Source organism: Nostoc sp. DedVER02 (assembly GCF_034530675.2).
In the GTDB taxonomy this organism is placed as follows: domain Bacteria; phylum Cyanobacteriota; class Cyanobacteriia; order Cyanobacteriales; family Nostocaceae; genus Nostoc.
In genome coordinates, this window is the sequence record NZ_JAVRCP020000001.1 from 719,326 (window position 1) to 744,402 (window position 25,077).

Below are 25,077 nucleotides of genomic sequence, written 5' to 3' on the forward strand. Positions count from 1 at the left end.
GACTCTTGCTTGTGCTAAAAGGGCAACTTAGGGCATGACCCTAGAAACAATTATTGAAGCAGTTGTAAAGCGTGATGGCAATGGCGGCGGCGAATCGCTGATCGTCGCCAATCATCTTGCTCAATTAAAATTATTTGGGGCGCGGGGAATCGAAGTGTACCCGGTGCAAGATCCAACCGGAGAGCGCAAAAAATTCATCTCTTCCATCTGGAAATACAACCGGATGGACTTGTACCTTGATTACATCTGGGATTTGTACCTGAGTTGCGGTGAGATTCTCTTCTATCTCCGTCCCACTGGTGAATCTTATGAAGTTAGCTGGTTTCACGGTGGGACAACCGACCCCAACCCAGAATACAAAGCCTATTACAAGCCAGGGGGACGGGAATTAGAAAGCGTGGTAATTGCTTACCCCTACAAACGCCGCGCCACCACAGGGACGGAAGAGGAGCGCTGGGTAAAGCTGGAAATCACCAAGGACAGAATTCGCCAACATGACTTAGGCACAAAGCCCAATCTCAATGGCATCACCTCAGACATTGACTTGCAAGATCCCAATCTCCAAACTGTAGAGAATACCCTTGGATTTATACCTTGTGCGGTTATTCCAAATCACCCGACTCGACCAGGACAACCGGGGACGAGCGAGTTTCACTGGTTGAGAAAGCCAATTGAACGCCACGATAAGATGTTGGTGACGATCAATCGGAACTTAGCGCTTTTTGCTAATCCAACCTTTGTTACGACTCGATCGCGGACTGAGGTACTAGAAGCATCTTCGATGAGTGGCTTTGTTCCCACAGTTGCAAGCGCAAGTGGATACTACCCCAGTACGGCTAAATCTGACCCGAAAGAGCGATCGCAGTTTGACGGCGGGGAAAAGGTAGTAAGTATTTTGGGCGGTGTCGGCCCGGATGAACGGGCGGGGTACATTCAAGTTGACCCTGTAAGTGGCGACCAAAATCTTTACCAGCGAGAATATCGTGAGCAGTTGCACAATGCCTTGGGGGGGACTGACCCATTAGGAATTCATAGCGGCGCTACGGCGTATGAAGTGAAAGTGAGAAGTGGTCAAACTGCTGCCACCGCCAGGAAGAAATGTCTTGCGCTTTATGACTACGGACTATGTAAAGTTTTCGAGATGATTTTGTTGGCAGAAGAAAACCTATTTAGGCAATCTCTGTTTGCGATCGCATCCGACCAGAAAAAACAATTCATTGGGCTTTTAACCGACCTCTACAAACAACAGAAAATTAGCATTAAGCCCAAGGACATCCAACTAGAATCGCCCGAAGATATTACAGATGACATTTGCCAATTACTTGTAGATGCCAAAGCCATTCCTCGTGGGGTGATTGGGATGCCACCGATGGGCGATCGCACTATGGAATGGCGTTTCACCTCGGAAATTTTCCCAGACACCTCACGGGAGATTTTAGATAAGTCCATCGTCGGGCGAAATCTGGCTGAGGCGGGAATCAATACCGAACACGTTTTGAGGTTTTTATTCCCCGATAAAACCGACAAAGAAATCGCATCAATGCAGAGTGGGAATTTTAGTTATAGAACCACTCAAAACAAGGTTCAGGCGATTAACCAACTTATTGGTTTATACCAATCCTTTTTGGGATTACCTGACCCCCTTGATCCGACGATGCCGTTGGGAGTGCGGCTTGACATCACTCCCCTAATAGAACAGGCTTTGTCGTTGGTTTCCCAGGAATTTTCCTATGGTGCGACCTACGACGAAGCAGACCAACTCAATAGCCCAACCAAAACAAATGGCAATGGCTCTAACTCATACAACGATGTAACAACAGTAAATGGTAGCAGCCCCACAGCCAGCCCCAACCCCGGCATTTATGCCCCAAGGGATTCCCGCTCATCAGCCGCCGCAGCAGGTATCCCAAGCCAGTTCCCAGGAATGGGGACAAGTTACCAACCGCCTGTTGGATATGCTTCAAGGGCGGACTGGAATAACCCAGTCCCCGCCCCAGGTGGCACAGTCACCAATTCCAGCGCACATCTCGGACAACCAATTCAGTCAAGTGGGAATCCCTATCCCCCAGGGCTTCCAGCAGATATCGCAGTCTCCCCAGAGCTTTGGAGCATCTTCGCCCAACAGCAACAGACAGGCGACGGCAAACGCTCTAGGGGTAAGCGCTAACCAAGCTGCTGAGTATGTGGGGTGGCTGGAAAATATTGTGCGATCGCAACAACAAACTCTGTTGATAGCCGATCAAATAGTTTCAGCATTCCAACAGCAGCAACAACAGATTGCGGTTGCTCAACAGGTTATTGGGCAATTTTCCCAATTAATTCAGCAACAAGATCAAACACTTGCGATCGCAGACCAAGCATTGGATGCTTTGGGCCCCTTGGCAACTAATGCAGTAGTCCTGGGGGAATTCAGTGGCATTCAGGATTTGATGATTCAAAAGCTCTGGGAAATTCTCTCAGACCCCGCCCAGTGCGCCGAGTGGTACTTGCAATTAGATCCACCACAGCAACAGCAAAGGCAATTGGTAGCTCCCAGCAATCCCGTGCCTGCTGCTTTTAGTCGCCCCTCGTTCCCGGCTGCTCCTCCCCCTGGTGGTGGTGTGATGGGGAACCGCGACAAGCTAAGAAGTGCTTGGGAACAGAATCCTAGTATGGCTTGGCAGGTTGTCGATCAACTTGCAAGTCAGGATCTTTCTGCTTTGTTTGGTTAATAGTAATTAGTCTTAGGAGATAAGTATGCAAGCTGTTATTGGAGCCGTAGCACCCACTTTATTGAGAGCCGCTGGTAGTGCTGCCACCAATATTGTTGGTGCTGGTATAGGAAATGCTGCAAGCCGTGCCGCTACCGCAGGTCGTAACTACGATGACGTTCTTAATCATGCTCAAAGTCTTGGATACGACTTGAACGAGCTAGCAAATGCCGCAGCCCAACGTGCCCAAAATGATACGAAATTTCAGCAGGGTGTCGGTATGGAAAATCTGGCATTCAGCCGTGGATTGAACGCCGACCAGATGCGCCAGCAGACTTACAACAACATGGCCCAAAATGAGCAGCAAAATCGCTTTAATGCGGCTCAAGGACTAGTGGATGCTTACAACAACGCACGGCAAACAAACGCCAATTTGATGGCGAATACCTTGCGCTTCTAGATTTTGGAGGAAATGAAAAAACCCTGGAGGGTTTAAGTCCAGGGCGCAGTGCATTTCATTTCAGTTCTGACCTAAGTTGCCCACTTCATAACGGTCAGAACCTGTGTGGATAGATGATGATTTTCCCCGCATTTTAGGGGCAGAACTTTTAAGACCAGATGCCCAATTCATAGCTAAGTTTGTTTGTCAACCCCAAGTTGTTTGGGATGCTAGTGCTACTCGCGGTAAGAGTGTTCAGCTAGACCGCTATGAATATTGGGAAGATGACAGCTTCACTTTAGAATCACGCCGCCGCGCTCCAACTCAGACAATCGGGACAGCAAACTCCCGCGATATTCTCAAAAACAAAATCATCATCACAGTTGATGAATACACTGGGCCCAGTGGCGGTGATACCAGCAATCCCAATGCTCCAGGGAATTTCAAAATTCCAATGGAGTCGATACTTTTGGCTCAACGGGCACTGTGGCAATACAACCCACAGCAAATTCAAGCTTTTCACCAGAGTATCGGTTCACTGACTCTGTTCCGTGATTACCGGAAATGGTTGGACAGGGTTTACATCAATACCTTGCTGCAATCTCCCTACACCTACAATCCGCAAGGTGTAGCCGATGGTGGAACGTATGCTTCAGGCCCACCCAAGATTGATGTCAAGAATGATGTACTGGGCATCGTTGAGGGATTGCGATCGCGCAATGTCCCCACGTTTTCAGATGGTTACTATTACTGTCTCGCGTCACCCAGATTCATCAAGCACTTGCGGCAAGATGCCGACTTCCGCGCAGTAGCACAGTATCCCAGCTTCACACCCGTCAATTATTTGCAACCAGGGATTACGCCGTTCTCGGCTCCCCAGATGCCACCGCCAAATCAGGGTTATGTTTCTGGCCCCAATCAGTTGATTTTTGGTGGTTCGCAGTATGGACAAGCAACATTCCTTGGGGATGCAATGCCTACAGGGTTTGTATTTGAGGGTGTGCGATTCTTTGAATCCAACAATATGCCCACGGCGACGGTGAATCTGAATTACACCGCATCTACTAATGCCACGTTACACCCTACTGGGGCTGCTAACCGCACCGGGTACTTGGGCATTTTCTTGGGGCAGCAGGCTGTGGGTGAAGCGATCGCTACAGAAGTGCCTGTTTCGGTTCGGCTCAACAACTCAGACGATTACCAACGTTTCTTAATTGCTATTTGGGCCATGTACGGCGGTTGGGCTTTAACCAACGAGCGCTTTGTAACCGTGGCGCGGACTTACGGAGATTAAAATGACTCAACCACTTTTCCCAGGAAATCAAACCAATTTCCTCAGCTGGTTTCGCGGTGAGCGCGTGGAATTTATGCCCAAAGTTTGGGCTTATCACGCAATGGGCTATGCCCTGATTACCACCGCACCCCAAACCCAGATCGACATCTTTGTTCCGAGTCATTCCAGAGACATCTCAGATTTACCCCTGATTGTTCCGGCTGGAGCGCGGGTTTACTGGATCAGCTTGCGTGTTCCGAAGCCCATTACTTTGGTTGGTACAACCGGCGATCGCCTCAAAGTGGGGACAGCCCATACCGATGTCAATCCCAATATTGCAGTAGCCAGTAGTGCGATCGCGGGTGGCAGCAGCGCCCAAGCTGCTGCTGTACCTTTTGACACCTTGGCTGCTCCATTGGGAACTTTGGGAGGCAGTACCCAATACCGACTTTATTGCTCCAATGCTGGTAACACAGCCGCAGGAAGTGGGATTTCTGTAGCCAGTGGAGTGAATCCAACACTTTCGCGGGTGGTAGTAGATGTGTGCTACCTCGTACCGGGAATACCATCTAGGCTCGAAAACTTGGGATATCAAAGCTCTTACTAGTTGGGAAAATCTCCCATGAATCTACTGGAATTTATTGAAGCCGGATTTAACCGGGCTTTCGATCAATTAGCGAAAAAACAAGAAGAGGGTATCAAAATGCTAGCTACCAAAATTCAAGACCTTAGTGATGCTATTGCCCAAACCAAGCTAGAAGTAAAGGCTCGGTTTGACAAATCCGATGCGACTATTGCTGATTTAAACAATCAAGTGACTGATTTAAAAACTCAAGTCACCGATCTACAGACAAAACTGCAACAAGCCCAGCAGCCAACCGACACTACCGATGTTGAGCAAGATTTGGACACTTTAATTAGCGACCTAAGAACAATTGGGAAATAACTATGGCATTCAAGGTGGGCGATCGCGTTTTTCATAAAGGACTAGGGAGAGAAGTTGATATTTTCCAAGAATTCTCTTCCCATTACCAATGCAAGGATGGGGGCGCAGTCATTAGTGCCTCTAAGGTAGACGGAGTGGACTTGATTAAACCCCGCACTTTTGAGGTTCTCGACGGCGGGAAAGAGGGAGACACGATTGAAAAAATCAATATCAATCAGGTTTCTGGCTCTACTCTGGGCAAAGCGCTGCGCGGTTTGGGGCATTTGGCTGCAAAAAAAATTATCGATCGCAAACCAGAGGGCGGATATCTCGGTGTTGAGCAACTCAAAACTCTCAACGCTGATTTGAACGTCAACTGGGAAGCAATTTTACCCCACATTGAATTCTAATGCCAGCACTTAGCGAACTCGACAAATCCCGGTGTCGGTTTCACCTTGGCTTCGGTGCTGGTGTCCCCGCCGGCGATCGCGCTCGATTGGAGGAAGCAATGAATCTCCTTCAAGATGATTACGAAGTGCGGCGTTGCCAAGAGATTTTAGAGAGGTGCGATCGCGCTTTTGAAGCGACTGAAATCTTAGGCGACAGCAGCCGCTTTGACACGAAGGAACTTTACGCCGGGGATATCAACCGTTCCATCCTGCGGGAATCAGCTAGAGATTCTCGCACTTGGTGGGAGAACTATCTCAAAGAAACTGACTTATTGGCAGCCCATCCTCTCTGGGTTCCCAATTACCGCCGGGAGGAGAACAACTTGCGCTATCGCTTTGCTCGAATTGGGGCGGAATACATTAAAGCCGTTCCCGGGCCTGCTGATACTTGCATTGCCGACCGACTTTTTTTTAGCAGTAACTACGCATAATGGCAAATACCCAGCCCAATTTTATCAAGTCAGCGATCCTGTGGACGGTTACGCTAACCAACGAGGTTGTCAACCGTTCACCAGGTGCTGCTGTGCCAAAGCTATTAGGTACATCTGGGGCATCTGGAGCGCTCATTGAATGTATCGAGATTTGCCCATTGGGTGATATTGTCGCTTCCCCACTGAGAATTTTTCTCAAACCTCCTGGCAGTACAGAGTATATTTTTCGGAGTGAAACTTCGCTCACATCTGTTTCTGGGAGCAATAATACAACTGCGATCGCAGGCTATCCCATTGAAGTACAACTTCCGAGAATTCTCTCCCCAGCGTCTCAAACCCCAGCTACACCAAACAGAGGTTTAAGACTACCTGCTGGTTATGCTTTGTACGCTGCATTAGGAACTGCTAATGCTGGGGTGATTGTAACTGCAACCGGAGGTGATTATTGATGGGCAAAAATGGTAATGTTCCGCGATTTTTTAGTTTGCCACAAAGTAGTCGTATATCCTTCAAGGTTCCCAATAGAAACTCACGTCGTCAAAAATTGAAAGATGGTAATTCAATTCCCGATGATGCAATTCCTCCACGCCATGAGTACAAGGATTCATTTGAAACCAGTAAAGCAGGTTTACCTAAAATTTATACACCTGAGCAAATTTATAATTACAAATCACAATGGAAAAGATACGAAAAAGGAATGAATCTAGTAGAATCGGGTGATGTTATCAAAGGCAACGATGATAGTAGCTACAAAATCTTATCATCTAAAGCGCCAAAAGGGTATTGGGAGGTAACAAAAAAACACAATGATAAAGGTGTTTGTTTGTCTGAAAATGTTTTTGTAATGCTCTCTGCATCAGGGAGAGCTTATGATAATAACTCTGAAGAAACTACTATTATTAATACACCAGAAGACCCAGCACAAACCCAAATTAACAATAAAGATTTTGAAAGCGCTGCTTTGATTTCAGCCGAATATTATAGTTCAGAAGATAATGGAAAAGCTGTAAGCGTTAGTAGAAACGCAACTAGAACATTATCTAGTGTTGAGTTATTAACAGATAGTAAAAACGGTTTTGGGGGCAGGGCTGCAATTACTGCCACGATTTATACTAGAGGTACTGCTGCAAATAAAGCACGATTAAAAGTTAGGATAACTTATTCAGGTGTTGGTTATGTAGCTTCTTTGAGTGGTGTAACTGGAACTATTGTATCTGGTAATGAATATGAAATTGATAATAGAACTTTTCGTGGCCCAACAAATATTAGCTTTGTAGTTCAAGCTGACAGCAGCACAACTCAAGATACCGAAGTAGTAGCGACTCTTGAAATATTAGAATGTTGTTTAATAAATAGTTTACCAGAAACAACGCCTTGGTATAGTCAGTTTCCTTTACCTGCTGCGCTATCAAGTGCTGATAGTTACAATCTTGCAACACAAGAGAATACTTCTTTAGCTAGTTATAGTTACACTTATACCAATATTTTTAGCGGTAACTTATATTTAAGTTTTGGTGGTAGTCCGTATATTGCAGATACTTTAGCTAAAGTAAGAATATTTGGATCTCTTACTACTGCTCAGGGAAGTATAAACGCACAGATTAGAATTTATAATTCTAATGGAGATCAAGCAACTTTAAATCAAACTTTACCGCACGGAAATTTTGATTTTAACCTTAGTGTAATTCCCAGTTATCCACAAGATAGAAATATCTCAATGGAAATTATATTAAGTTTTTCAACTTACGATGGTGAAGCAGTTGATCCGGCAAACGCTTCTTTAAGTTTCCAAATCGAATCTAGTGTATTCCTTGAGAAAGGAATTGGAGATACCTGCAAATATCCTGATGGCAGTGATGGTAGTGATGATAATGGTGAAGATGGTGGGAATGGAGGTAATGATGGAAATGCAAATAACTACGAATGTGACTGTCCTGATTCATCTAAGAAAAAGTATCTAAATTCAAAGGACACATCCGGTAATGAAAACCTATCAGACGATTGGACTGATAGCGATGCTGGGGCACAAAATAGACAGTGTAAACATATTTGGGCGGTAAGAATATTAAGGAAAGAAGTGGATAGAATTCCATTTGATATGCCAATTGAAACCGAAGGCTTCTCAGGAAATCAGAGTAATGAACCAAGGATAATTGGGCAACAGGGTGGGTTGGAATTTGATAATTGGAATCCCAATAAACAGAGGAGAAGATAATGCCCAAAGGAGTAACTTACAACCAATCTCAATCCGATCAAGCAGAAGCGATCGCAGATGCCCTAAAAAATTCTGGTGGAATTCCTGTAATTGGTGGTGGCGGCGGTGGTGGCAATGATGATGCAAGTGCTACTAACCAAACCACACAGATCGAGCGGGAAACTGAAATCCGCGATCGCATTGGAAACACCCCTGTTAATGGCGCGATAATGCCGACTGGTGGAGTGGGATTATTTGGCTGGTTGAGCGCCATTTGGCTATTGCTGGGTACGCTGTTTGCCAAAGGGCAGGCAGTAATGGCAAATTCAATTTCTGTGGCGATCGCATCTAATCAAACCGCTGTGCCTGTTGTTGTGCAAGATGGATTGATTGTCAGTGGATCAATCGCTACCCTTGGCAACTTGTTTGTGCAAGATGCTACAGGCTATCAATCTGTATCTATTCAAGTTACCAATGCTGGTGTTGGCTGCACAATTACTTTTGAATCTTCTAACGACAATACAAACTTTAGTCCAGTTGTAGGAATAGATCCTTCTAATGCAAATACAAATGCGTTGTCCACAACTAATGCATTAGGAACTAGAAATTTTCCCTGCACTGGTAAATATTTTAGAGCCAGAGTTAGTGCTTACGGTTCGGGGACTGTCAGTGCTGTTGCAGTTTTTAGAACATTCCCAATTACTCATCCAATTCTAAATGCAATAGTTAGTCAGTCATCTGCAACATCATTGCTTGCACAAGTTGCAGGCTCGCAGTCGCAAGGAAATTCAATAACAACATCTAGCCTGCCTGTAATAGCTGGTGCAGAATCAAGAACTACACAAAGAGGGCCAACTGCCGACAGTACAGTGTCTCGGATAATTTGCGATAAATTAGGACGAACAATAGTAAAAATTGGACAAATTCGAGAACTCCAGCAAAACGATTTCATTATTATTACAAACACCTCGGAAACAACTTTAATAGCCGCAGGTGGAGCAGGCATTTTAAACGATATCACTGATTTAATTATCAGTAATACTGGTGTAATGACTGCAACTAGAGTCGATATTAGAGATTCGACAGGGGGGACTGTTCGCTTTTCTATCTTAATTCCAGCGCTGACCACTTTGACTTTTAGTTTCGCCGGCACGCTAAAACAGTCCGCGGCGAATGCTGCCTGGACTGCTCAATTGAGTGCCGCTGCATCCGATATTAGGATTACAGCTATCAGTGAAAAAACTGCTTAATCAGGTATGGGCAATTCATTATTTAAGGGGCGCAGGGTTATTGTGGGGTTGTTATCTTTTGATATCGCCCATTGCACTCCATTTGAATCCGTGTATGGGTAAGACAACAACTCTGGAGGAAAAAAAACAAAGGCGGCAGCACGCGCATTTTCTGAGTCAATATTCGCATTGTTTAAAGCAACTGTAGCAGCATCAAAAGCTTCTTGGGCATCAATCAAAGTTTGTCGTGCTGCGATCGCAGTTTCTAATGCGTCTGTAAGTGCGGTCATAAAAGTTAGTTCTAACTAAAGTTTAGTTACAATTTTAGTTACAATTAAAATCTAAAATTGTGTAACTCTTATTTTATAAGCACTTAAAGTAATTTAGTTTGGTTTAATTTGGTCTGCAAAACCTCCACCCCCGGTTCAAATCCGGGTGCCGCCTTTTTAGAAATGTAACCATTACAGGGCTTTTAAGCTCTTTTTTAATGGAAATTTTAGGTTTTTTTCAGAGCCTTTCAAGATTTTTGGGGTAATTTTGGATAGTTTGGAGTAAAACTGAGGTAAATACCGATTGCCTATGCACTGACCTGTTAACGATAAAACTGTCGAAGCAGTCAGGCTTACAGCTTTTACAATACTTAGAGAATGTTGGCTGAGTTAAAAACCCTCTTTTTTTAGTGGGTAAAAACTTTTGCCCGTAGTTTACCGCCGTAGGCATCGCAGAGAAAGGACAAAATTTCCAGTCTCAGAAGGCTTACAATACTTATCCAGTAAAGATTTTGCCTAAAAGTTTGCCGTAACTTTGCCAAAAGATACAAAAAAGTGTCACAATTTTTGCCAATATAGATAATACTATTTCCCAAAATTCACTTGGCAAAAATCGGCATGAGTGAAAAATCCATAGAAAACAACGGCAAGGCTTTTCTCGTTCTACTTTTGCCCATCTCGTTTATAATTATTTTCCTGGTTGCTACCTGGAGAATTTTACTAGCGCTAATGTTTCTGGTAATTGGCTTCAAGCTTTGGCAGGAATATCAATGGCAACAGTGGACTGTACGAGTTAACCCAATTTTTCATCAATTGGTTCGAGAAAATCAGGGCAGACTTACGCCAATGGACTTGGCAATCAAGGGCAATTTTCCCGGAACAACGGCAAAACGCTACTTGGATGGTAAAGCCTCAGAATTTGGTGCCACTATAATTAACTCCGAAGAAGCGGGGCAGTCTTATTACTTTATAACTGCCAGTATTCTCGGCAATATTCTTGATAGTAGTGAGCCTGTCAAAGAACTTCCATCTCAACCAGTTACTAAAACTGCGCGATCGCTCCTAGCACCACCACCACCAATCCCACAGGAGGAAGAACCGGAAACTGAATCAGAACCACAGCTAACCCATGAAGAAGATAAACGATCGCTGGAAAAACAATTAATTTTTGGCTCTCTCATTCAATCTGAACTTGCCAAACGGCTCAATGTCTATTCCAGTACGGTTTATAAACGACGAAACGATCCAGAATTTCCTGAATGGAGTCGCAGTAAAGACCCTGATGGTATTGCCTGGTCATACTCGGAAAGAACTAAAGAGTTTTTCCCAGTAGAGGAAGAATAAGAAGGCAAAAAAAAGAACTTTCAAGGTTTGCTTTTTACTTTTTACTTTTTACTTCTAAGCCCACAGCTTCGTTGATGGAATTTAATCCGTTTTGTTCTAGTTTGGCAAGTAATCCTGCTAGAATCTGGCGTACCATCAGTGGGCCTTCATAAATCCAGCCTGTATAAACTTGGATCAAGCTAGCACCAGCAGTAATTTTTTCCCAAGCATCCTCTGGGGAAAAAATGCCACCAACGCCAATAATTGGGATTTCTCCTTGGGTTTGCTGCCAAATAAAACGAATTACCTCAGTGGAGCGATCGCGCAATGGTTCACCGCTAATTCCGCCAGCTTCTTCTTGGGGTAATTTACCAGTTTGGTCAATCACTTGGGTTTTCAGTCGCTCGCGGCTGATGGTGGTGTTGGTGGCGATAATTCCCGCCAATTGGTAGGTTTTAGCCAAAGAAATAATCTCAGCGATCGCAACCCATTCTAAATCTGGCGCTATCTTGACAAAAATAGGTTTATGTGCAGTATTTTCTTGGTGTAATAAATTCAAGATGGTACTGAGCATAGAAGCATCTTGGAGCGATCGCAACCCTGGCGTATTAGGGGAAGAGACATTAACAACAAAATAGTCGCCCAAATCCTTGAGTAAGCGAAAACTATCAAGATAATCTTGTGCGGCTTCTTCTAGAGGAGTTACCTTAGATTTACCCAAATTTATCCCTATAGGTATTAAGTGGGTTGACTGCTGTTTTAAACGTTCTGCCATTGCTGCTGCACCAAGATTATTAAAGCCCATGCGATTGAGAGCAGCTTTATCTAATGGCAAGCGAAACAAACGGGGACGCGGATTTCCTGGCTGTGCGTGAAAAGTAACTGTTCCTAGTTCTGCAAAACCAAAACCCAAGTTAGACCAAATACCAGCCGCGACTCCATCTTTATCGAAGCCAGCTGCTAATCCTACCGGATTTGGAAAATTTAGCCCAAACAATTTTTGTTCTAGGCGGGAATCGGACAAACATAAAGATTTTTGTAAGCGCTGGTTTGCCCAACTAGCAGGCGTTTGTGATAGCCAATTAAAACTGCGAATCGTCTGCTGGTGTAACCACTCTGGGTCTGTTTTTACCACATTGAACAAAAGCGGACTAATTGCAAATTTATAAATATCCATTAGTTTTTATAAAGAATAATTCAGAAATCATAAGTCAGAACTCACTCTGTAATTCTGTACAAGTGAGTAACAAGTATTGGACAAAACCTTACCTAGAAGCAAAATTAGGATGATTAAAGTTCAGGTAGAACAGGAAGTAACTAAAGAGGATCGGATGACTATCATCCAAATGATTCGCCAGTTCAATCAACATTTTTTTACGTCCTCTGAGTGGCAACCAATAGCAGTTTTTGCACGAGATGAATCAGGCTTGATTGTTGGTGGAGTTCTGGGTGAAATCGGTTGCAATTGGCTTTATATAAGAGTCCTAGTTGTTCAAGAAGACTTACGCGGCAAAGGGATTGGCAGCAATATCCTTAAAACTGCTGAACAAGAAGGTCAAAAGCAAAACTGTGTAGGGGTTCATCTTGAGACATTAGAGTTTCAAGCTAAGGAATTTTATGAATCTCAAGGCTACACTGTATTTGCTTTTCAAGAAAACTACCCGATTGGGCATAAAAGATACTTCATGCAAAAGTTATTTAATTTGAGTTAAACATTCAAAAGACAGCTATTTGAAGTTGCGTAGTCCAGATCGCTAGAAAGAGACAAAGATGTAAAGATACGGAAATGCAATTTGAATGACAATTCCTTTAACCGCCTATTAAGCTGTTCAGGTTCAACATTAAACACTTATCGCAATATTACTCAGGGTGGTTTTCTGGGCATCTTATATATTACAAGTTATGTTAACCAAAAAATCAGATGGGGCAGCCGCAAAAACCTATAGCCGCCGAACAGCAGATCCTCTCCTTGGGGCGCGTCCTCCAGAGCCTTAGAGAAGAAGATGATGTTGACGTTCTGATTGAAATTACTATTTCTTATCTTAAAGAACAGTTTGACTACAAACTGATTTGGATTGCTCTTTACGATCGCCTAAATCACATATTATTTGGCAAAGGCGGTATTACACCGGAACGTGATACAAGCTTTTTATACCAAAGGGTTGTTCTCAGTCCTGGGGATTTATTAGAGCAAGTGGTGATTGAACAGCATCCCTTGGGCATAGCTGATTTACAAACTGAAATCCGCGCTCCCGAATGGCGCAAAATTGCTGAAAAATCGCAGGTACAAGGAACGATTATTTTACCGATTCGCTATAAAGATCGTTGCTTGGGTTTGCTGTTACTGGGTTCAGAACGCTGGGGCTATTTACTGACAGGGGAAGCAAAAGCACGTTTGATGATGGTTTTAGGTGAATTGGGGGCATTGCTTTATCAGCAGGAGATGCATAAGCAGCAAAAGCAAACCAAGCGAACCGATGAGCCATTATTAGAATTGCTTGAAAATTTACGCACCCTCCCTAACCTTAATCAAAGACTAGAAGCAGGGGTACAAGCAACTCATAAATTTGTCTCCCCTAGCCGGACAAATGTTTACTGGTTTGAGCGAGAAGGGCGCTACTTTTGGTGTCGGATGAGCAATCAGCTTGTCAAAATCGATCGCAATTCCAGCATTCAGCAAGCGGCGGGAATGACTGTACAGGACTTAAGCGATTTTTATTATGCTTTGGCAGTAAACCAAATTGTCTCAATTGGTGATGCACGCAGTTCTTTAAAGAGCCATTTTACAGCAAAATTACTGCAAAAGCTGAAGGTGCGATCGCTCTTGGCTGCTCCAATTATCTGGCAAAAGAACTTGCTCGGTTTTCTAGCGGTGGAAAGCAATGAACCTCGAATCTGGACGGAGGCAGACAGAAATTTTGTTCAGGGTGTGGCTGGTTTAATTTCCCTGATTGCACCTAACGAAACTATGGAAAGTACTATTAAACAGATTCAAGAAGATGCCCAACTAACTAGTCAAGTTGCCCAAGGTATCTATAGCGAACATGAACTTCAGGAAACTTTACAAAGCTGTGCTAAAAGAATTTTGACTCGACTAGCAGCCACCCGCTTTTTGCTGTTGCAGTACGATCCCGAACAGAATAATTATCAATTTATTTACCAAAGTCAGCCCCATAATCGTCGCCCGTTGACATTTAGCTTGAATATTCTCAAAGAAATAGATGGACAGCTTTTGCAACGTGCAACTGAAGCGGTAGAAATTGAGAATTTAGATGAAGATTTACGCTTTTTTAACTGGCGACCTTTGTTGTTAGAAAGTGGAGTGCGATCGCTACTTATTTGTAAATGCACCCACGGTCATATCCCAGCAGCACTTTTGCTGATCACTCACGAAACTCATCGTTCTTGGACAACTCTAGAAAAAGAGTTACTCTGGGCTGTTAGTCAACAAATTGGTGTGATTGTTCGTCAGTGGCAATTGCACAACCGTACTACCCAGCAGCAAAAAACTTCCCAGGCTTTTGAGCAATGCCTCAACATCTTGACACAAACCCAGAACAGCAACGAGGTTGAAAAAAATCGTTTAGAACAGACAGCACTCGAACAAATAGCATCAATTCTGGGTTGTCCCCTAGCCTTACTATTATCCTGGTCGCCTGGTGAAAATTCCGCAGAAATTATCCCTGGAGTGATTGACAATAGTTTATTTGGGATTTTTTCTGATGCACCTATTTCTATCCAGTCTGAAGCCTTAATTCAGTGGGCACTGGTTACGGAAAATTACCTGACTTTGAAGGTAGATAATTTACCCCCAGAAACTCGAAAATGGTTAAATACTCCAGATAAAGGTCAAATTTTGGTGATGGCATTACGTACTAATCCTGATTATGAAATCACAGGAGTAGTGTTGTTAGCAGACTATCAAGAGCGTCGCTGGTTACAACAAAACCTGAATGCGATCGCAACTCTGGTTACTCAATTAGCTTGGTGGCGTCGTCAAAAGCAAATTAACCGCCTTCTAGAATCCACAACAGAGGAATTACGACAACTCAACTGGTACAAACATCGTCGCCTAGAGGAAATCCAAAGAATAACGGCACTATCCCTAAAACAAATACATGATTTGGGCATTCCTGCCAATGAACTGACTCAGATGCGCTACCAGCTATTGCTAAGGCAATTAGACCACACAGCCACTTCTATGAGTGGAATGCTCAAACTTGAGAACTGGCAGCTACATCTGAGTTGGGAAACTATGCCTATAGCCAGTTTACTGAAGCGATCGCTCGAACGCATCGAAAATTTACTTAAACAACAAAAGCTGTGGATTGGCGTGCATGGTTTGGGACAATCAATTGATGAGCCAGAATCGCCCAATAACTCTGCATTAGCTAAAAGTATTCATAGTTCGATCCCTCAATCTGCAATGGCGATCGCTGGTGATATTGTCAAAATTGAATTAGTTATCCATGAATTATTGGTTACTGCCTGTAACCGTTCTCCAATCGGCGGCAGAATTGATATTTGGTGTCGCCGTTTAGATGCGTCAAAACCCTCTGAGGCAAAGTATTCTTCTACAAGTGGAGGAAATGAACATCATAAATCTTTAGAACTGTCGATTACATATAATGGTGCGATCGAATCACAGTTACTCACAGAATTACATGATAATACGCCCAAAGATATGCTTGCTCCCTCCAAGCTCGACCAACCACCAGCTTTACATCTGCTAATCTGTCAAAACCTCATGCTGGAACTGGGAGGAGAGTTAAATTTCTATCAATTACCAGATAATCGGGTAGTTAGCCGCTTGCTTTTGCCGTTAATTAGTCATGATTCTTAGTACTATTTTTCAAACTATAGGAATAATATTTGATTTTTGAACAAATCTAAGTATAGTAGGGTGTGTTACGGCTTCCGTAACGCACCAGAAGCTTAGAATGGTGTGTTACGCTGTCGCTAACACACCCTACGTATCTTTTCAAAAATCAAATACTAGTTCTATATCCAATTAAAGTTAGTTTTATTAACTGTTTTATTAACTATAGGACTCATATTTGATTTTTGAACAAAACTCAGTACACCTTTATTCCTTCTTCCCAGTCCCCAATTCCCAGTCCCCAGTCCCCAATTCCCAGTCCCTTACCTCTACGAGTGATTCAGAAATCAAATATGAGTCCTATATGCCGCCATTACTGGATGACAATCGCCATAATTAGGCTAATTTAATTGGTTTTTCCAGTGCAACTTTTTCTAATTTAAATATTTGATTGTCCAAACATCCTCTGTATTACTCAGGTATAACGTCTTTCAACATGTAAATTAAGTCCGTAATAACCCCTGATAAGTTTCCGCTATTCTCAACTAAGCTTGGTATGGAATATAACAAGATAGTGAATATTTAAAGGAAATATCTTATGGATAAGCCCAGTGGCGAAATTGATAAACTCCAATATCAAGTAATGACTTTAGAACGACCAAAAAAGCTCAAAATATTGGTAGTTGACGATGAGCCAGATAACCTCGATTTGCTTTATCGCACCTTTCGACGCGACTTTAATGTTCTGAAAGCTGATAGTGGGGTGAATGCCCTCCAAGTTTTGGCAGCAGAAGGGGAAGTAGCGGTAATTATCTCCGATCAACGGATGCCAGAAATGAAAGGAACTGAGTTTCTGAGTAAGACTGTACCTCAGTTTCCCGATACGGTCAGGATAATTCTCACTGGATTTACTGATATTGAAGACTTGGTAGAGGCAATTAATGCAGGGCAAGTCTACAAATATATTACTAAGCCTTGGGACCCTGGGGAACTGAAGGCAGTGGTGCAAAGAGCCGCAGAAACCTACGACTTGCTCAAACAACGTACAGAAGAATTACGCCGCGCTCATGCTCAAATGGCACTGTTGAGTGTTTTAGTACAGGTAACTCAGGCGGCTTCTAGTTTAGAGGAAACTCTCGATCCGATCGCTAAGGCTGTGAGTGAGACTTTTGGGGCAGATGGCTGTATCCTCCAGCTTATAGATGGAAATAATCTGGTTGCCACTCAAGGAACTTACAGCGATATAGGTACAATAGAAAACTGGTTATCTCTTGACCCACTAACAACAGAAGCGATCGCCACTGGGCAAATGCAAGTTTCCTTAAATGTACTTAAAGATACTAAATTAGTTGATGCTATTCATTACAAAAATACGGGTGTGCAAGCACATTTAGTTATCCCAATTAGCTACCGTCATAAACTTTTAGGCGTATTGTCGCTACAGTGGAAACAACCCTGCACTTTGCGGGAAGACGAATTAATGCTAATTAATTTATCAGCCGAACTAGTAGCGATCGCTCTTACTAGTAGTCACTCCCCTAAAATAACTGTGTAGTTGTCATTAGTCATTAGTCATTTGTCTTTTGTCGAGAACCAATGACTAATGCCCAATGCCCCATGCCCCATGCCCCATACCCAATGACTAACGAAATTCAGTCCATTTTTAACCGTATTGCCCCAGTTTATGACCAATTAAACGATTGGTTGAGTTTGGGACAGCATCGAATCTGGAAGGAAATGGCAGTGAAATGGAGTGCAGCTAAATCGGGTGATACTGTATTAGATTTATGCTGCGGTAGTGGTGATTTAGCCTTACGTTTGGCAAGGCGTGTGGGAGCGACAGGAAAGGTGTATGGAGTGGATTTTTCCTGCAACCTGTTAGAAACTGCTTCATTACGCTCCCAAATGCAGTACCCTCAACCTGCGATCGCCTGGGTAGAAGCCGACGTGCTAAATTTACCCTTTGAGGATAACCAATTTGATGCCGCAACAATGGGCTATGGTTTAAGAAATGTTAAAGATATTTCCCGCAGTCTCCAAGAGTTACATCGGGTTTTGAAGCCAAGAGCTAAAGCTGCAATCTTAGACTTTCATCGACCGAGTAATCCGCAGTTGCGTGCCTTTCAGCAGTTGTATCTGGACGGTTTTGTAGTGCCAGTTGCCAATTATTTAGGCTTAAAAGAAGAATATGCTTACATTAGTCCCAGCTTAGACCGCTTCCCCATCGGCGAAGAGCAAGTAGAGTTAGCGCGTCAAGTTGGTTTTGCTATTGCCACCCACTACCCCATTGTGAACGGTATGATGGGAGTGCTAGTGCTTAGTAAATTAGGAGTTATTAGCTAAAAGTTATGAATTATGAGTAGTGATAAATTCTCATTTAAAATTTATCATTCCTAACTCCTAACTCCTAACTCCTAACTTCTAACTCTAAGCTCTAAACTCCTAACTTTTTTAATTCTTCCCTTGGACTGGTCTCATCTTTGGCTTTATATGTCTCCCCCGGTACTGGGTGGAATTATTGGCTATTTCACCAATGATATAGCCATCAAAATGTTATTCCGTCCTTACCAAGCAATTTATATTGCTGGACGAAGAGTACCCTTCACCCCTGGCTTGATTCCCCGCAACCAGGAACGTCTGGCTCTGAATATTTCTAAGACAATCATGGGGTCACTATTGACACCACAAGAGTTGCAAAATCTCGCACGGCGGTTGTTGCAAACAGAACGGGTGCAATCAGCAATTCTCTGGTTGTTGCGGCTGGCGATTGAACAAATCAAAACAGATAATAACCAAAAAAGTGTCAAAATTGTAGCCGGAATTTTGCGGGATTTGCTAGGGGAATCTTTACCACGATTACTCAAGGTTTTAGCGCGACGTGAAGACTTTTTGGAAGCGCAGATAAATCAAATTTTTGACCAGATATTGCTGGAATTTCAACTTAGTGAAGAACAAGCCACAAGGCTTGTTGATTGGTTATTGGAAGTAGTTTTACCGCCGGATCTTTTGCGCCAAGCAATAGTTGATTTTTTGACCGATCGCACCATTCAAATTATTGACGAAGGCTTCCGCGAAAAAACCAGTGGGACTTATTGGGTAGTAGCAAATTTGTTTGGCTTACGTAATACTCTGACAAGGTTACGGACTTTCTGCTTGGATGAAAAGGAAGCTGCCAATACTCGCTTAGAGGAATTGACTCAAGGTTTGCAAATGCGCGATCGCATCAAGAAATTACTGCAAAATTTATCATTACAAAACTTGCCAATGGGTACGGTGCGTCAATTGCGAAAGACCACCCGCGAAAGTGTTCGTCATTACCTACAAAACAGTGGCAGTGATTTTTTACAAGGATTAACTGATTCTGTTGATTGGGAAAATATTGCTGTAGTTCTGCTGAATCGTCTTAGTACTTCACCAGTTGTCAGTACTTCTTTAGAAGTTATGAGTCAAGAGTTGGCTCTAATTTTAGATAAATATTTGGAAAAAGATTTAGAAGTAATTGTGGCACAGGTTATTCCGATTTTATCTATAGATCAAGTGATAGTTGATCGGGTAAAATCAACTTCGCCAGCCGAATTAGAAGCTGCTATTGAAGGAATTGTCAAAAATGAATTGCAAGCCATTGTAACTTTAGGTGGTGTTTTGGGTTTTGTCATCGGGTTATTGCAGACAGTGTTTTTAATAGCCAGTCAATATTAATTTTCCTTTTTGCTTACAAATACAAAATTCCCTCAAATTATAGTCACAAATTAGCTAGATTCTGAAGCAGGTTCAATTGAGCGATCGCTTTATAAAACTCAAATTCCTAGAAAATTCTTCCCTCTTTTGGTAGGCTTATTTTTGATATCTATAGGACTACTATTTGATTTTTGAAAAGATACGTAGGGTGTGAGCGCAAAGAGTACGGCATCAAAGCCTTAAGAATGGTGCGTTACGGCTTACGCCTAACACACCCTACAAATACTTAGATTTTTCAGAAAAAAAATATGATTCTTATATAGCAGTTTGTATCTATCTTAAGATACATAATTTTCCAAATTACTCTATCGGTTGATGGAAGTCACAAAGAATACACTACTGTTATTTTATGTAGTAGCTGAATCAACTACAAGCTGGAAATAAAAACTATGAGTACTGAAAAAAGAGTAGAAGCCACTGTAAAAAATATTGAAGGTAAAATTCAAGAGGTTGTGGGTGAAATCACTGGCAATCCTCAAGACAAAGCTGAAGGACAAGCAAAGCAAGCTGAAGCACAAGTTGGTCACACCGTGGAAAATATTAAAGACGAACTGAAAAAAGCTTTAGAATAATTTGATTTTTACAGTATAAATATCAATCTTAGCCATGATTTCTTACTGAAGGTCTAATATTAAAAACTCCACTAACTTTGAGTTAAGGGAGTTTTTTATTTGTTTAAAATTTGAAAGGTAACTCTTAATAAATTGCTTCTAACCATGATTTTTTTAGCAATTTAATTCAACTAAGAACTAGCACGATTAGCTAATAAATTCCAGAGAAAAATAGCAATTACTGCACCAATTACAGCAACAATTACACCGGGTATACTGAGGGTTGCAGCTGTTAATTGAAATCTTCCTGTCTCTAAAAGAGTAACTAAAATTCCCCCGATGATAGCACCTATAATTCCTAAAACCATCGTTGAAACAATTCCCCCACCTTGACGACCAGGATAAACAGCTTTAGCTATAGCTCCAGCAATTAAACCTAGAACTATCCAAGCAATAATGTTCAGCATAATTTCATTCCTCAAAAACTTAATAGCTAGCTTAGAAATTACAATAGTGTTTTCCTTCTACCCGAAGGTATAAGTATTAAACTTCAATAACGATTAATACCCTTTGTAGCCCCAATGATTGTAAGTTTAAACTAAACGGTAACAGAAGCACTAGTGGCTTCTTTTGATGTCTGTTTAAGATGGTAAGATATCAAGAATTATTGGGAGGAATCAATCGTCATGACTTTTATTGTTGCTAAATGGACGATTGACGAGTATCACCGGATGATTGATGCTGGCATTTTGAGCGATCGCAAAGTTGAACTCCTTAAGGGAGAAATTGTCGAAATGTCGCCGGAAGGGGAACCCCATGCTTATTGTAGTGATGAAGCTGGTGAGTATCTAGCAAAGTTATTGGCTGAACGTGCCAAAATTCGTGAAGCCAAGCCTATCACTTTACCCAACGACTCGGAACCAGAACCAGATATTGCTATTGTCCAACGTTTAGGACGCAAGTATCGAGAGCATCATCCCTATCCAGAAAATATTTTTTGGTTGATTGAGTATGCTAACTCCAGTTTAGAAAAAGATTTAGAGAGAAAAAGCAAAATCTACGCAGAAGCAGGTATTTTAGAGTATTGGGTTGTCAATCTCAAAAAGCTTCATTTAGTGGTGTTTCGAGAAATCTTAGATGGAGAGTACGCGACAAAATTGACATTGACTGCGGGGATAATTCAACCGTTAGCATTTCCAAATATTTTTGTTGCGGTGGAAAACATTATTAATAGTTAAGATAATTAAACTCAAAAATCAAAATATAAAACAACACAAAAAAATTTTAATTTAATATAAGTTTGATAAACCTCTATTTATCTTAGATTTTCGTTTAACTCTGTTCTTGAAAAACCACGATAAAATTTAATCTGAATCCCTTAACTTACTTTTTCTATACATATATCCAGGTAGTATACTTGAAACTGCATATTCAAAGTATGTAAAGAAATTTTTTACTGATAATAATATCCATTCGGTACAGTAAAATTTTGGGCAATCATCCATGTATACTAGCATCGACAAAGTAATTATATTTATCCATTTTAATAAGGATATAATGTCCAAAAAATAGGTTTCCATCATTATAGTAGAACTCTACTTTCCCCTCTGGGCAAAAAACCAGTGCTTCGAGGGTCATACGGCTTTTGAACTTCTCAGATGTTAGTGCCTCGCCTTCATCAAGCCATGTCTCATTCTTAAGATTTAGCAATTGTTCAACAGCATATTCTTTTGCCCTTTTAGCATAATCCTTCAACTCTGGTATAACACTACTAGCTCTGTTCAACGCTGATTCGACGTTATCATTATCGTCTATTGAAAGACTAATCGAAAGTTGTGTTTCGTAGAAAAAAAGTTGGCTTTCATACCAATCTAATTCGGAATTATACCGTAGATATCCCAAAATTTCATCTTTGATATCGGGGTAATTCATATATTTGTCAGTACTAAAAAATACTAATTTCTTGACAGGAAAGCCCCCAATTTTGTGCTTGTTCTCCTAGTTCAATTGTAATGTGTCGCTGAAAAGGTTAAATTCCATGACTTTTTCCAATTACCCAATTACGCCGGAAAAATCGAGCTAAAGCTGATTCTTCTAAAGATAGATAAATTGGCCGTCCGTGGGGACAGGTGCGAGGGTTGCGAGTACGTTGCCAATTATCTAAAAGCGTCTGCATTTCTTCTTGGTTCATGGGTGTACCGTTACGAATGGCACTACGACAGGCGACAGCTACTTGAGCAGTTTGTAAGTCGCCTCCCCAACTAAGCTCTAAAATTGCTTCTGCACAGTCGTCTCGCTGTTGCAAAGGTGCGGGTATGTTTCGGACAGCCCAAAGTTGCTCGCCAAAGGGTTCTATTTCTAAACCGATGCGTTCTAGTTGCGATACTTGCGCTGGGGACAATTGATAAAGAATGATTGGCGGTTCTACGGGGACTAGTTGCCAATCATCACACAATTGCTCATACAAAACTCGCTCATGGGCAATGTGCTGTTCTACTAACCACATACCACCTGAATGTTCCGCCACAATATAAGTGTTGCTAACTTGAGCGACAGCTTTTAAGGAATTAGGATTTTTGCGATCTTCTTTGGGATTTTGAGGATTGAAGTTGTAGCCGCCTTTGGCTTCTGCGGCTTTGAGTAATTTACTAACTCGTGTTGTGTGAACAGCTTCTTTGAGATTATTAGAAGAGATGCTGAGTGCTTGGTTAATTGCTTGGGTGATTTGCTCTTGCCAATAAATGATTTCGTTGAGGTAAATTTCTGTTTTTGCTGGGTTGCGATTCCAGTTGATTTGGTCGGGAGAAATTGCCAGATGTAAGAAACAAATTGGATAGCGATCGCGTGGTAATGTTCTATGAAATGCTGATAATATTGTTTGCTCTAGTTCCGGTGTCTTAATCATGCGTCTGTTGATAGCTACACGTACCCAATCTGGACGATGACGATGAGTGCGATCGGGTAATCCTACCACTAAGTTTAGTGCTGAGTGGGGAGAGACGCGATGAATCGCGTCTGTACAAGGGGGTGGGGAGACGCGATTCATCGCGTCTGTACAAAAATTGGGGGGGTTAGGTATTTCGAGTTTGACTTCTTGTAAATCACCTTGTCGCACTTGTGGTAAAATCTGCGGTAGCAATTGCCCAATTGTCGCGGCGGGAGAGATGGTGAACCATTGACGGTCATTTTGCCAAATCTGCCAGGTAACGTGGGGATGACAGAGAGCAATTTGGTGAATTGTGGCTTGCACAGCTTTCATTTGCTGTGCTGTTGTGGGTAATCCCTGACGACGAGATGAGCAATTACCGAAAAGATTGGAAACTGTCACCACTGTACCAGGTGCGATCGCAGTTACTTCTACTTGCACAACTTCTCCACCATTGCCATAGCTAACCCGCCATCCTAATTTTCCATTCACAGGACGACTCAAAATTTCCAAATCTGCCAGAGTTGTTAAGCTGTGTAACGCCTCACCACGAAACCCCAGACTGTTAATTTTCCATAAATCGGCACTAGAGTGAATTTTACTGGTGCTGTGGGCTGTGGCTGCTTGTTGCAAGTCATCTAAGTTCATTCCATAGCCATTATCTGCAACACGAATTCGCCATTGCTGCGGCCATAGAGAAACCACAATTCGCGTTGCACCTGCGTCTAGGGAATTTTCTACCAATTCCCGCACCACAGAAGCTAAGGAGTCGATAACTTCACCAGCTGTAATAAGATATACGACTTCTGTTGGTAGAGCTTGAATAGTAGATGCCATAAATTATAGTTTATAGCTTCTGGGGCTAGGAACTGTAACTTAATTCCTGCTCATTGCCAATACGGTTCGGATAAGCATTTTTCATTTTCCTTGTGGGCTGGGGAAAGGGTAAGGGGTAAAGGGTAAAGGATGTATTCAAAACCTTTCCCCTTTAACCGAACCGTATTGTGCCCATTGCTACCCATCACTACTCATTTTTGGGTAGTTCTGATACGTGAATCTTGGAAACGTTGTTTTAACAAGACTGCTGGTGTTCCAAAATTCAAAAACAAATAGCTTCCCCTATGCTGGGGAAAGAAGGAGGCGAATTAACGAGGAATTTTTATCGAACAGAATTCAGGAGTCAGAATTCAGAATTCAGCTTGAGTATTCTGTACGACTAGTGGATAGCGAAGCGTAAAGCCTACGGCATGGCTTCTCTGCGAGACGCTACGCGAAAGCTTAAAGCGAGTCCGCGATAGCATAGTGGTAGAGAGGAACGAGCGTCGCGTCTTGATTCTGACTCCTGTTAGCGGTAGCGGGGCGTTTAGCCCATTCTGACTCCTGAATTCTGACTCCTGAATTCTGACTCCTGAATTCTTCTTCAATAATTGTAAAGAAGGGAAAAGTGAAGACTTAGGTATTAGGAGTTATTTGTTCCCCTTGTTCTCGCTCCCGTATGCTTACCCTTTTCATTCGGGGGTTATGTGGTTAACAATAGGTTGAATGTTTTTCAAGTGATTCAATCTTATGGCTAGAACTCCAAATGAATATGCCGTATACCTCCTACTGGAAAGCGGCCACCGGGAAGAAGTACGTTTTCCTACTATTCAAGAGTTTCAGAAGTGGTATAGTGGCGAACTTGTGCCAAAATCTGCTTCTAATGACTTTATTAGTGTGCCGATCAAAAATATTCAAGGGGAATATATGGTAGTAAGACCTTCTCGGGTTGTGGCAATCCGGGTAGAACCCGTTTTTAGTTCCAGTGTTGAAAGATTCAACTAA

General features: G+C 42.4%; 25 protein-coding genes. 20 read left to right on the plus strand and 5 right to left on the minus strand.

The features are described from left to right. The first annotated feature begins 34 nt into the window (after nt 1-34). From RMZ41_RS03185 to RMZ41_RS03235, 11 genes are all read left to right on the plus strand, one after another. The gene (locus tag RMZ41_RS03185; RefSeq protein WP_322644288.1) at nt 35-2,167 is read left to right on the plus strand and encodes a hypothetical protein; all 2,133 of its coding nucleotides are present in this window, start codon (nt 35-37) and stop codon (nt 2,165-2,167) included. A 16-nt stretch (nt 2,168-2,183) separates the two neighbouring features. Further along, nucleotides 2,184-2,711: a hypothetical protein gene (locus tag RMZ41_RS03190; RefSeq protein WP_409874703.1), complete on the plus strand. Its 528-nt coding sequence runs from the start codon at nt 2,184-2,186 to the stop codon at nt 2,709-2,711. Between the two features lie 25 nt (nt 2,712-2,736). Further along, complete coding sequence (locus RMZ41_RS03195; RefSeq protein ID WP_322644286.1) at nt 2,737-3,150, plus strand: hypothetical protein; 414 nt, start codon at nt 2,737-2,739, stop codon at nt 3,148-3,150. A gap of 103 nt (nt 3,151-3,253) precedes the next feature. Then, complete coding sequence (locus tag RMZ41_RS03200; RefSeq protein WP_322644285.1) at nt 3,254-4,423, plus strand: hypothetical protein; 1,170 nt, start codon at nt 3,254-3,256, stop codon at nt 4,421-4,423. A 1-nt stretch (nt 4,424) separates the two neighbouring features. Next, on the plus strand, nt 4,425-5,009 hold the full coding sequence (locus tag RMZ41_RS03205; protein ID WP_322644284.1) for a hypothetical protein: 585 nt from the start codon (nt 4,425-4,427) through the stop codon (nt 5,007-5,009). A 15-nt stretch (nt 5,010-5,024) separates the two neighbouring features. Beyond that, a complete protein-coding gene (locus tag RMZ41_RS03210) occupies nt 5,025-5,348 on the plus strand; it encodes a hypothetical protein (protein ID WP_322644283.1) in 324 nt (107 codons plus the stop codon). Between the two features lie 2 nt (nt 5,349-5,350). Continuing rightward, entirely contained in the window at nt 5,351-5,737 is a 387-nt protein-coding gene (locus RMZ41_RS03215) for a hypothetical protein (RefSeq protein WP_322644282.1), read from the plus strand. Next, on the plus strand, nt 5,737-6,207 hold the full coding sequence (locus tag RMZ41_RS03220; protein WP_322644281.1) for a hypothetical protein: 471 nt from the start codon (nt 5,737-5,739) through the stop codon (nt 6,205-6,207). The genes RMZ41_RS03215 and RMZ41_RS03220 overlap by 1 nt, the downstream gene beginning before the upstream one ends. Continuing rightward, complete coding sequence (locus RMZ41_RS03225; protein ID WP_322644280.1) at nt 6,207-6,656, plus strand: hypothetical protein; 450 nt, start codon at nt 6,207-6,209, stop codon at nt 6,654-6,656. The genes RMZ41_RS03220 and RMZ41_RS03225 overlap by 1 nt, the downstream gene beginning before the upstream one ends. Then, complete coding sequence (locus RMZ41_RS03230) at nt 6,656-8,422, plus strand: hypothetical protein (RefSeq protein ID WP_322644279.1); 1,767 nt, start codon at nt 6,656-6,658, stop codon at nt 8,420-8,422. Before RMZ41_RS03225 ends, RMZ41_RS03230 begins: the two co-directional genes overlap by 1 nt. After that, nucleotides 8,422-9,651 (plus strand): hypothetical protein, encoded by a 1,230-nt coding sequence (locus tag RMZ41_RS03235; RefSeq protein ID WP_322644278.1) that lies wholly within the window; start codon nt 8,422-8,424, stop codon nt 9,649-9,651. The genes RMZ41_RS03230 and RMZ41_RS03235 overlap by 1 nt, the downstream gene beginning before the upstream one ends. Here RMZ41_RS03235 and RMZ41_RS03240 read toward each other — a convergent pair. Further along, nucleotides 9,648-9,920, minus strand: a complete 273-nt coding sequence (locus tag RMZ41_RS03240) for a hypothetical protein (protein WP_322644277.1) — start codon at nt 9,918-9,920, stop codon at nt 9,648-9,650. The two genes, RMZ41_RS03235 and RMZ41_RS03240, sit on opposite strands and share 4 nt — an antisense overlap. Nucleotides 9,921-10,517: 597 nt before the next feature. Here RMZ41_RS03240 and RMZ41_RS03245 point away from each other — a divergent pair. Beyond that, entirely contained in the window at nt 10,518-11,243 is a 726-nt protein-coding gene (locus RMZ41_RS03245) for a hypothetical protein (protein ID WP_322644276.1), read from the plus strand. 34 nt (nt 11,244-11,277) lie between these two features. On the opposite strand, the gene RMZ41_RS03250 is transcribed toward RMZ41_RS03245, so the two are convergent. Beyond that, nucleotides 11,278-12,399: a quinone-dependent dihydroorotate dehydrogenase gene (locus tag RMZ41_RS03250; RefSeq protein WP_322644275.1), complete on the minus strand. Its 1,122-nt coding sequence runs from the start codon at nt 12,397-12,399 to the stop codon at nt 11,278-11,280. A gap of 109 nt (nt 12,400-12,508) precedes the next feature. On the opposite strand from RMZ41_RS03250, the gene RMZ41_RS03255 reads away from it, so the two are divergent. The 6 genes from RMZ41_RS03255 (at nt 12,509) to RMZ41_RS03280 (ending at nt 20,351) form a co-directional block, all read left to right on the plus strand. Then, nucleotides 12,509-12,934, plus strand: a complete 426-nt coding sequence (locus RMZ41_RS03255; RefSeq protein ID WP_322644274.1) for a GNAT family N-acetyltransferase — start codon at nt 12,509-12,511, stop codon at nt 12,932-12,934. Nucleotides 12,935-13,143: 209 nt separating this feature from the next. Next, complete coding sequence (locus tag RMZ41_RS03260; RefSeq protein ID WP_322644273.1) at nt 13,144-16,065, plus strand: GAF domain-containing protein; 2,922 nt, start codon at nt 13,144-13,146, stop codon at nt 16,063-16,065. A gap of 574 nt (nt 16,066-16,639) precedes the next feature. Next, entirely contained in the window at nt 16,640-17,596 is a 957-nt protein-coding gene (locus RMZ41_RS03265; protein ID WP_322644272.1) for a response regulator, read from the plus strand. 83 nt (nt 17,597-17,679) lie between these two features. Continuing rightward, nucleotides 17,680-18,384 (plus strand): bifunctional demethylmenaquinone methyltransferase/2-methoxy-6-polyprenyl-1,4-benzoquinol methylase UbiE, encoded by a 705-nt coding sequence (gene ubiE, locus RMZ41_RS03270; RefSeq protein WP_322644389.1) that lies wholly within the window; start codon nt 17,680-17,682, stop codon nt 18,382-18,384. Between the two features lie 120 nt (nt 18,385-18,504). After that, nucleotides 18,505-19,740 (plus strand): DUF445 domain-containing protein, encoded by a 1,236-nt coding sequence (locus RMZ41_RS03275; protein ID WP_322644271.1) that lies wholly within the window; start codon nt 18,505-18,507, stop codon nt 19,738-19,740. 428 nt (nt 19,741-20,168) lie between these two features. Then, complete coding sequence (locus RMZ41_RS03280) at nt 20,169-20,351, plus strand: CsbD family protein (protein ID WP_012409675.1); 183 nt, start codon at nt 20,169-20,171, stop codon at nt 20,349-20,351. A 170-nt stretch (nt 20,352-20,521) separates the two neighbouring features. Here RMZ41_RS03280 and RMZ41_RS03285 read toward each other — a convergent pair whose 3' ends face one another. Continuing rightward, nucleotides 20,522-20,794 (minus strand): GlsB/YeaQ/YmgE family stress response membrane protein, encoded by a 273-nt coding sequence (locus RMZ41_RS03285; protein WP_322644388.1) that lies wholly within the window; start codon nt 20,792-20,794, stop codon nt 20,522-20,524. A gap of 222 nt (nt 20,795-21,016) precedes the next feature. Here RMZ41_RS03285 and RMZ41_RS03290 point away from each other — a divergent pair, with 222 nt between their 5' ends. Then, on the plus strand, nt 21,017-21,568 hold the full coding sequence (locus RMZ41_RS03290; RefSeq protein ID WP_322644270.1) for a Uma2 family endonuclease: 552 nt from the start codon (nt 21,017-21,019) through the stop codon (nt 21,566-21,568). 259 nt (nt 21,569-21,827) lie between these two features. Here the strand turns inward: RMZ41_RS03290 and RMZ41_RS03295 are convergent, their stop codons facing one another. Together RMZ41_RS03295 and mutL are read right to left on the minus strand one after the other, a co-directional pair. After that, the gene (locus RMZ41_RS03295) at nt 21,828-22,262 is read right to left on the minus strand and encodes a DUF2262 domain-containing protein (protein WP_322644269.1); all 435 of its coding nucleotides are present in this window, start codon (nt 22,260-22,262) and stop codon (nt 21,828-21,830) included. 97 nt (nt 22,263-22,359) lie between these two features. Continuing rightward, a complete protein-coding gene (gene mutL / locus RMZ41_RS03300) occupies nt 22,360-24,093 on the minus strand; it encodes a DNA mismatch repair endonuclease MutL (RefSeq protein WP_322644268.1) in 1,734 nt (577 codons plus the stop codon). Between the two features lie 729 nt (nt 24,094-24,822). Here mutL and RMZ41_RS03305 point away from each other — a divergent pair. Beyond that, a complete protein-coding gene (locus RMZ41_RS03305; RefSeq protein ID WP_109010830.1) occupies nt 24,823-25,077 on the plus strand; it encodes a hypothetical protein in 255 nt (84 codons plus the stop codon).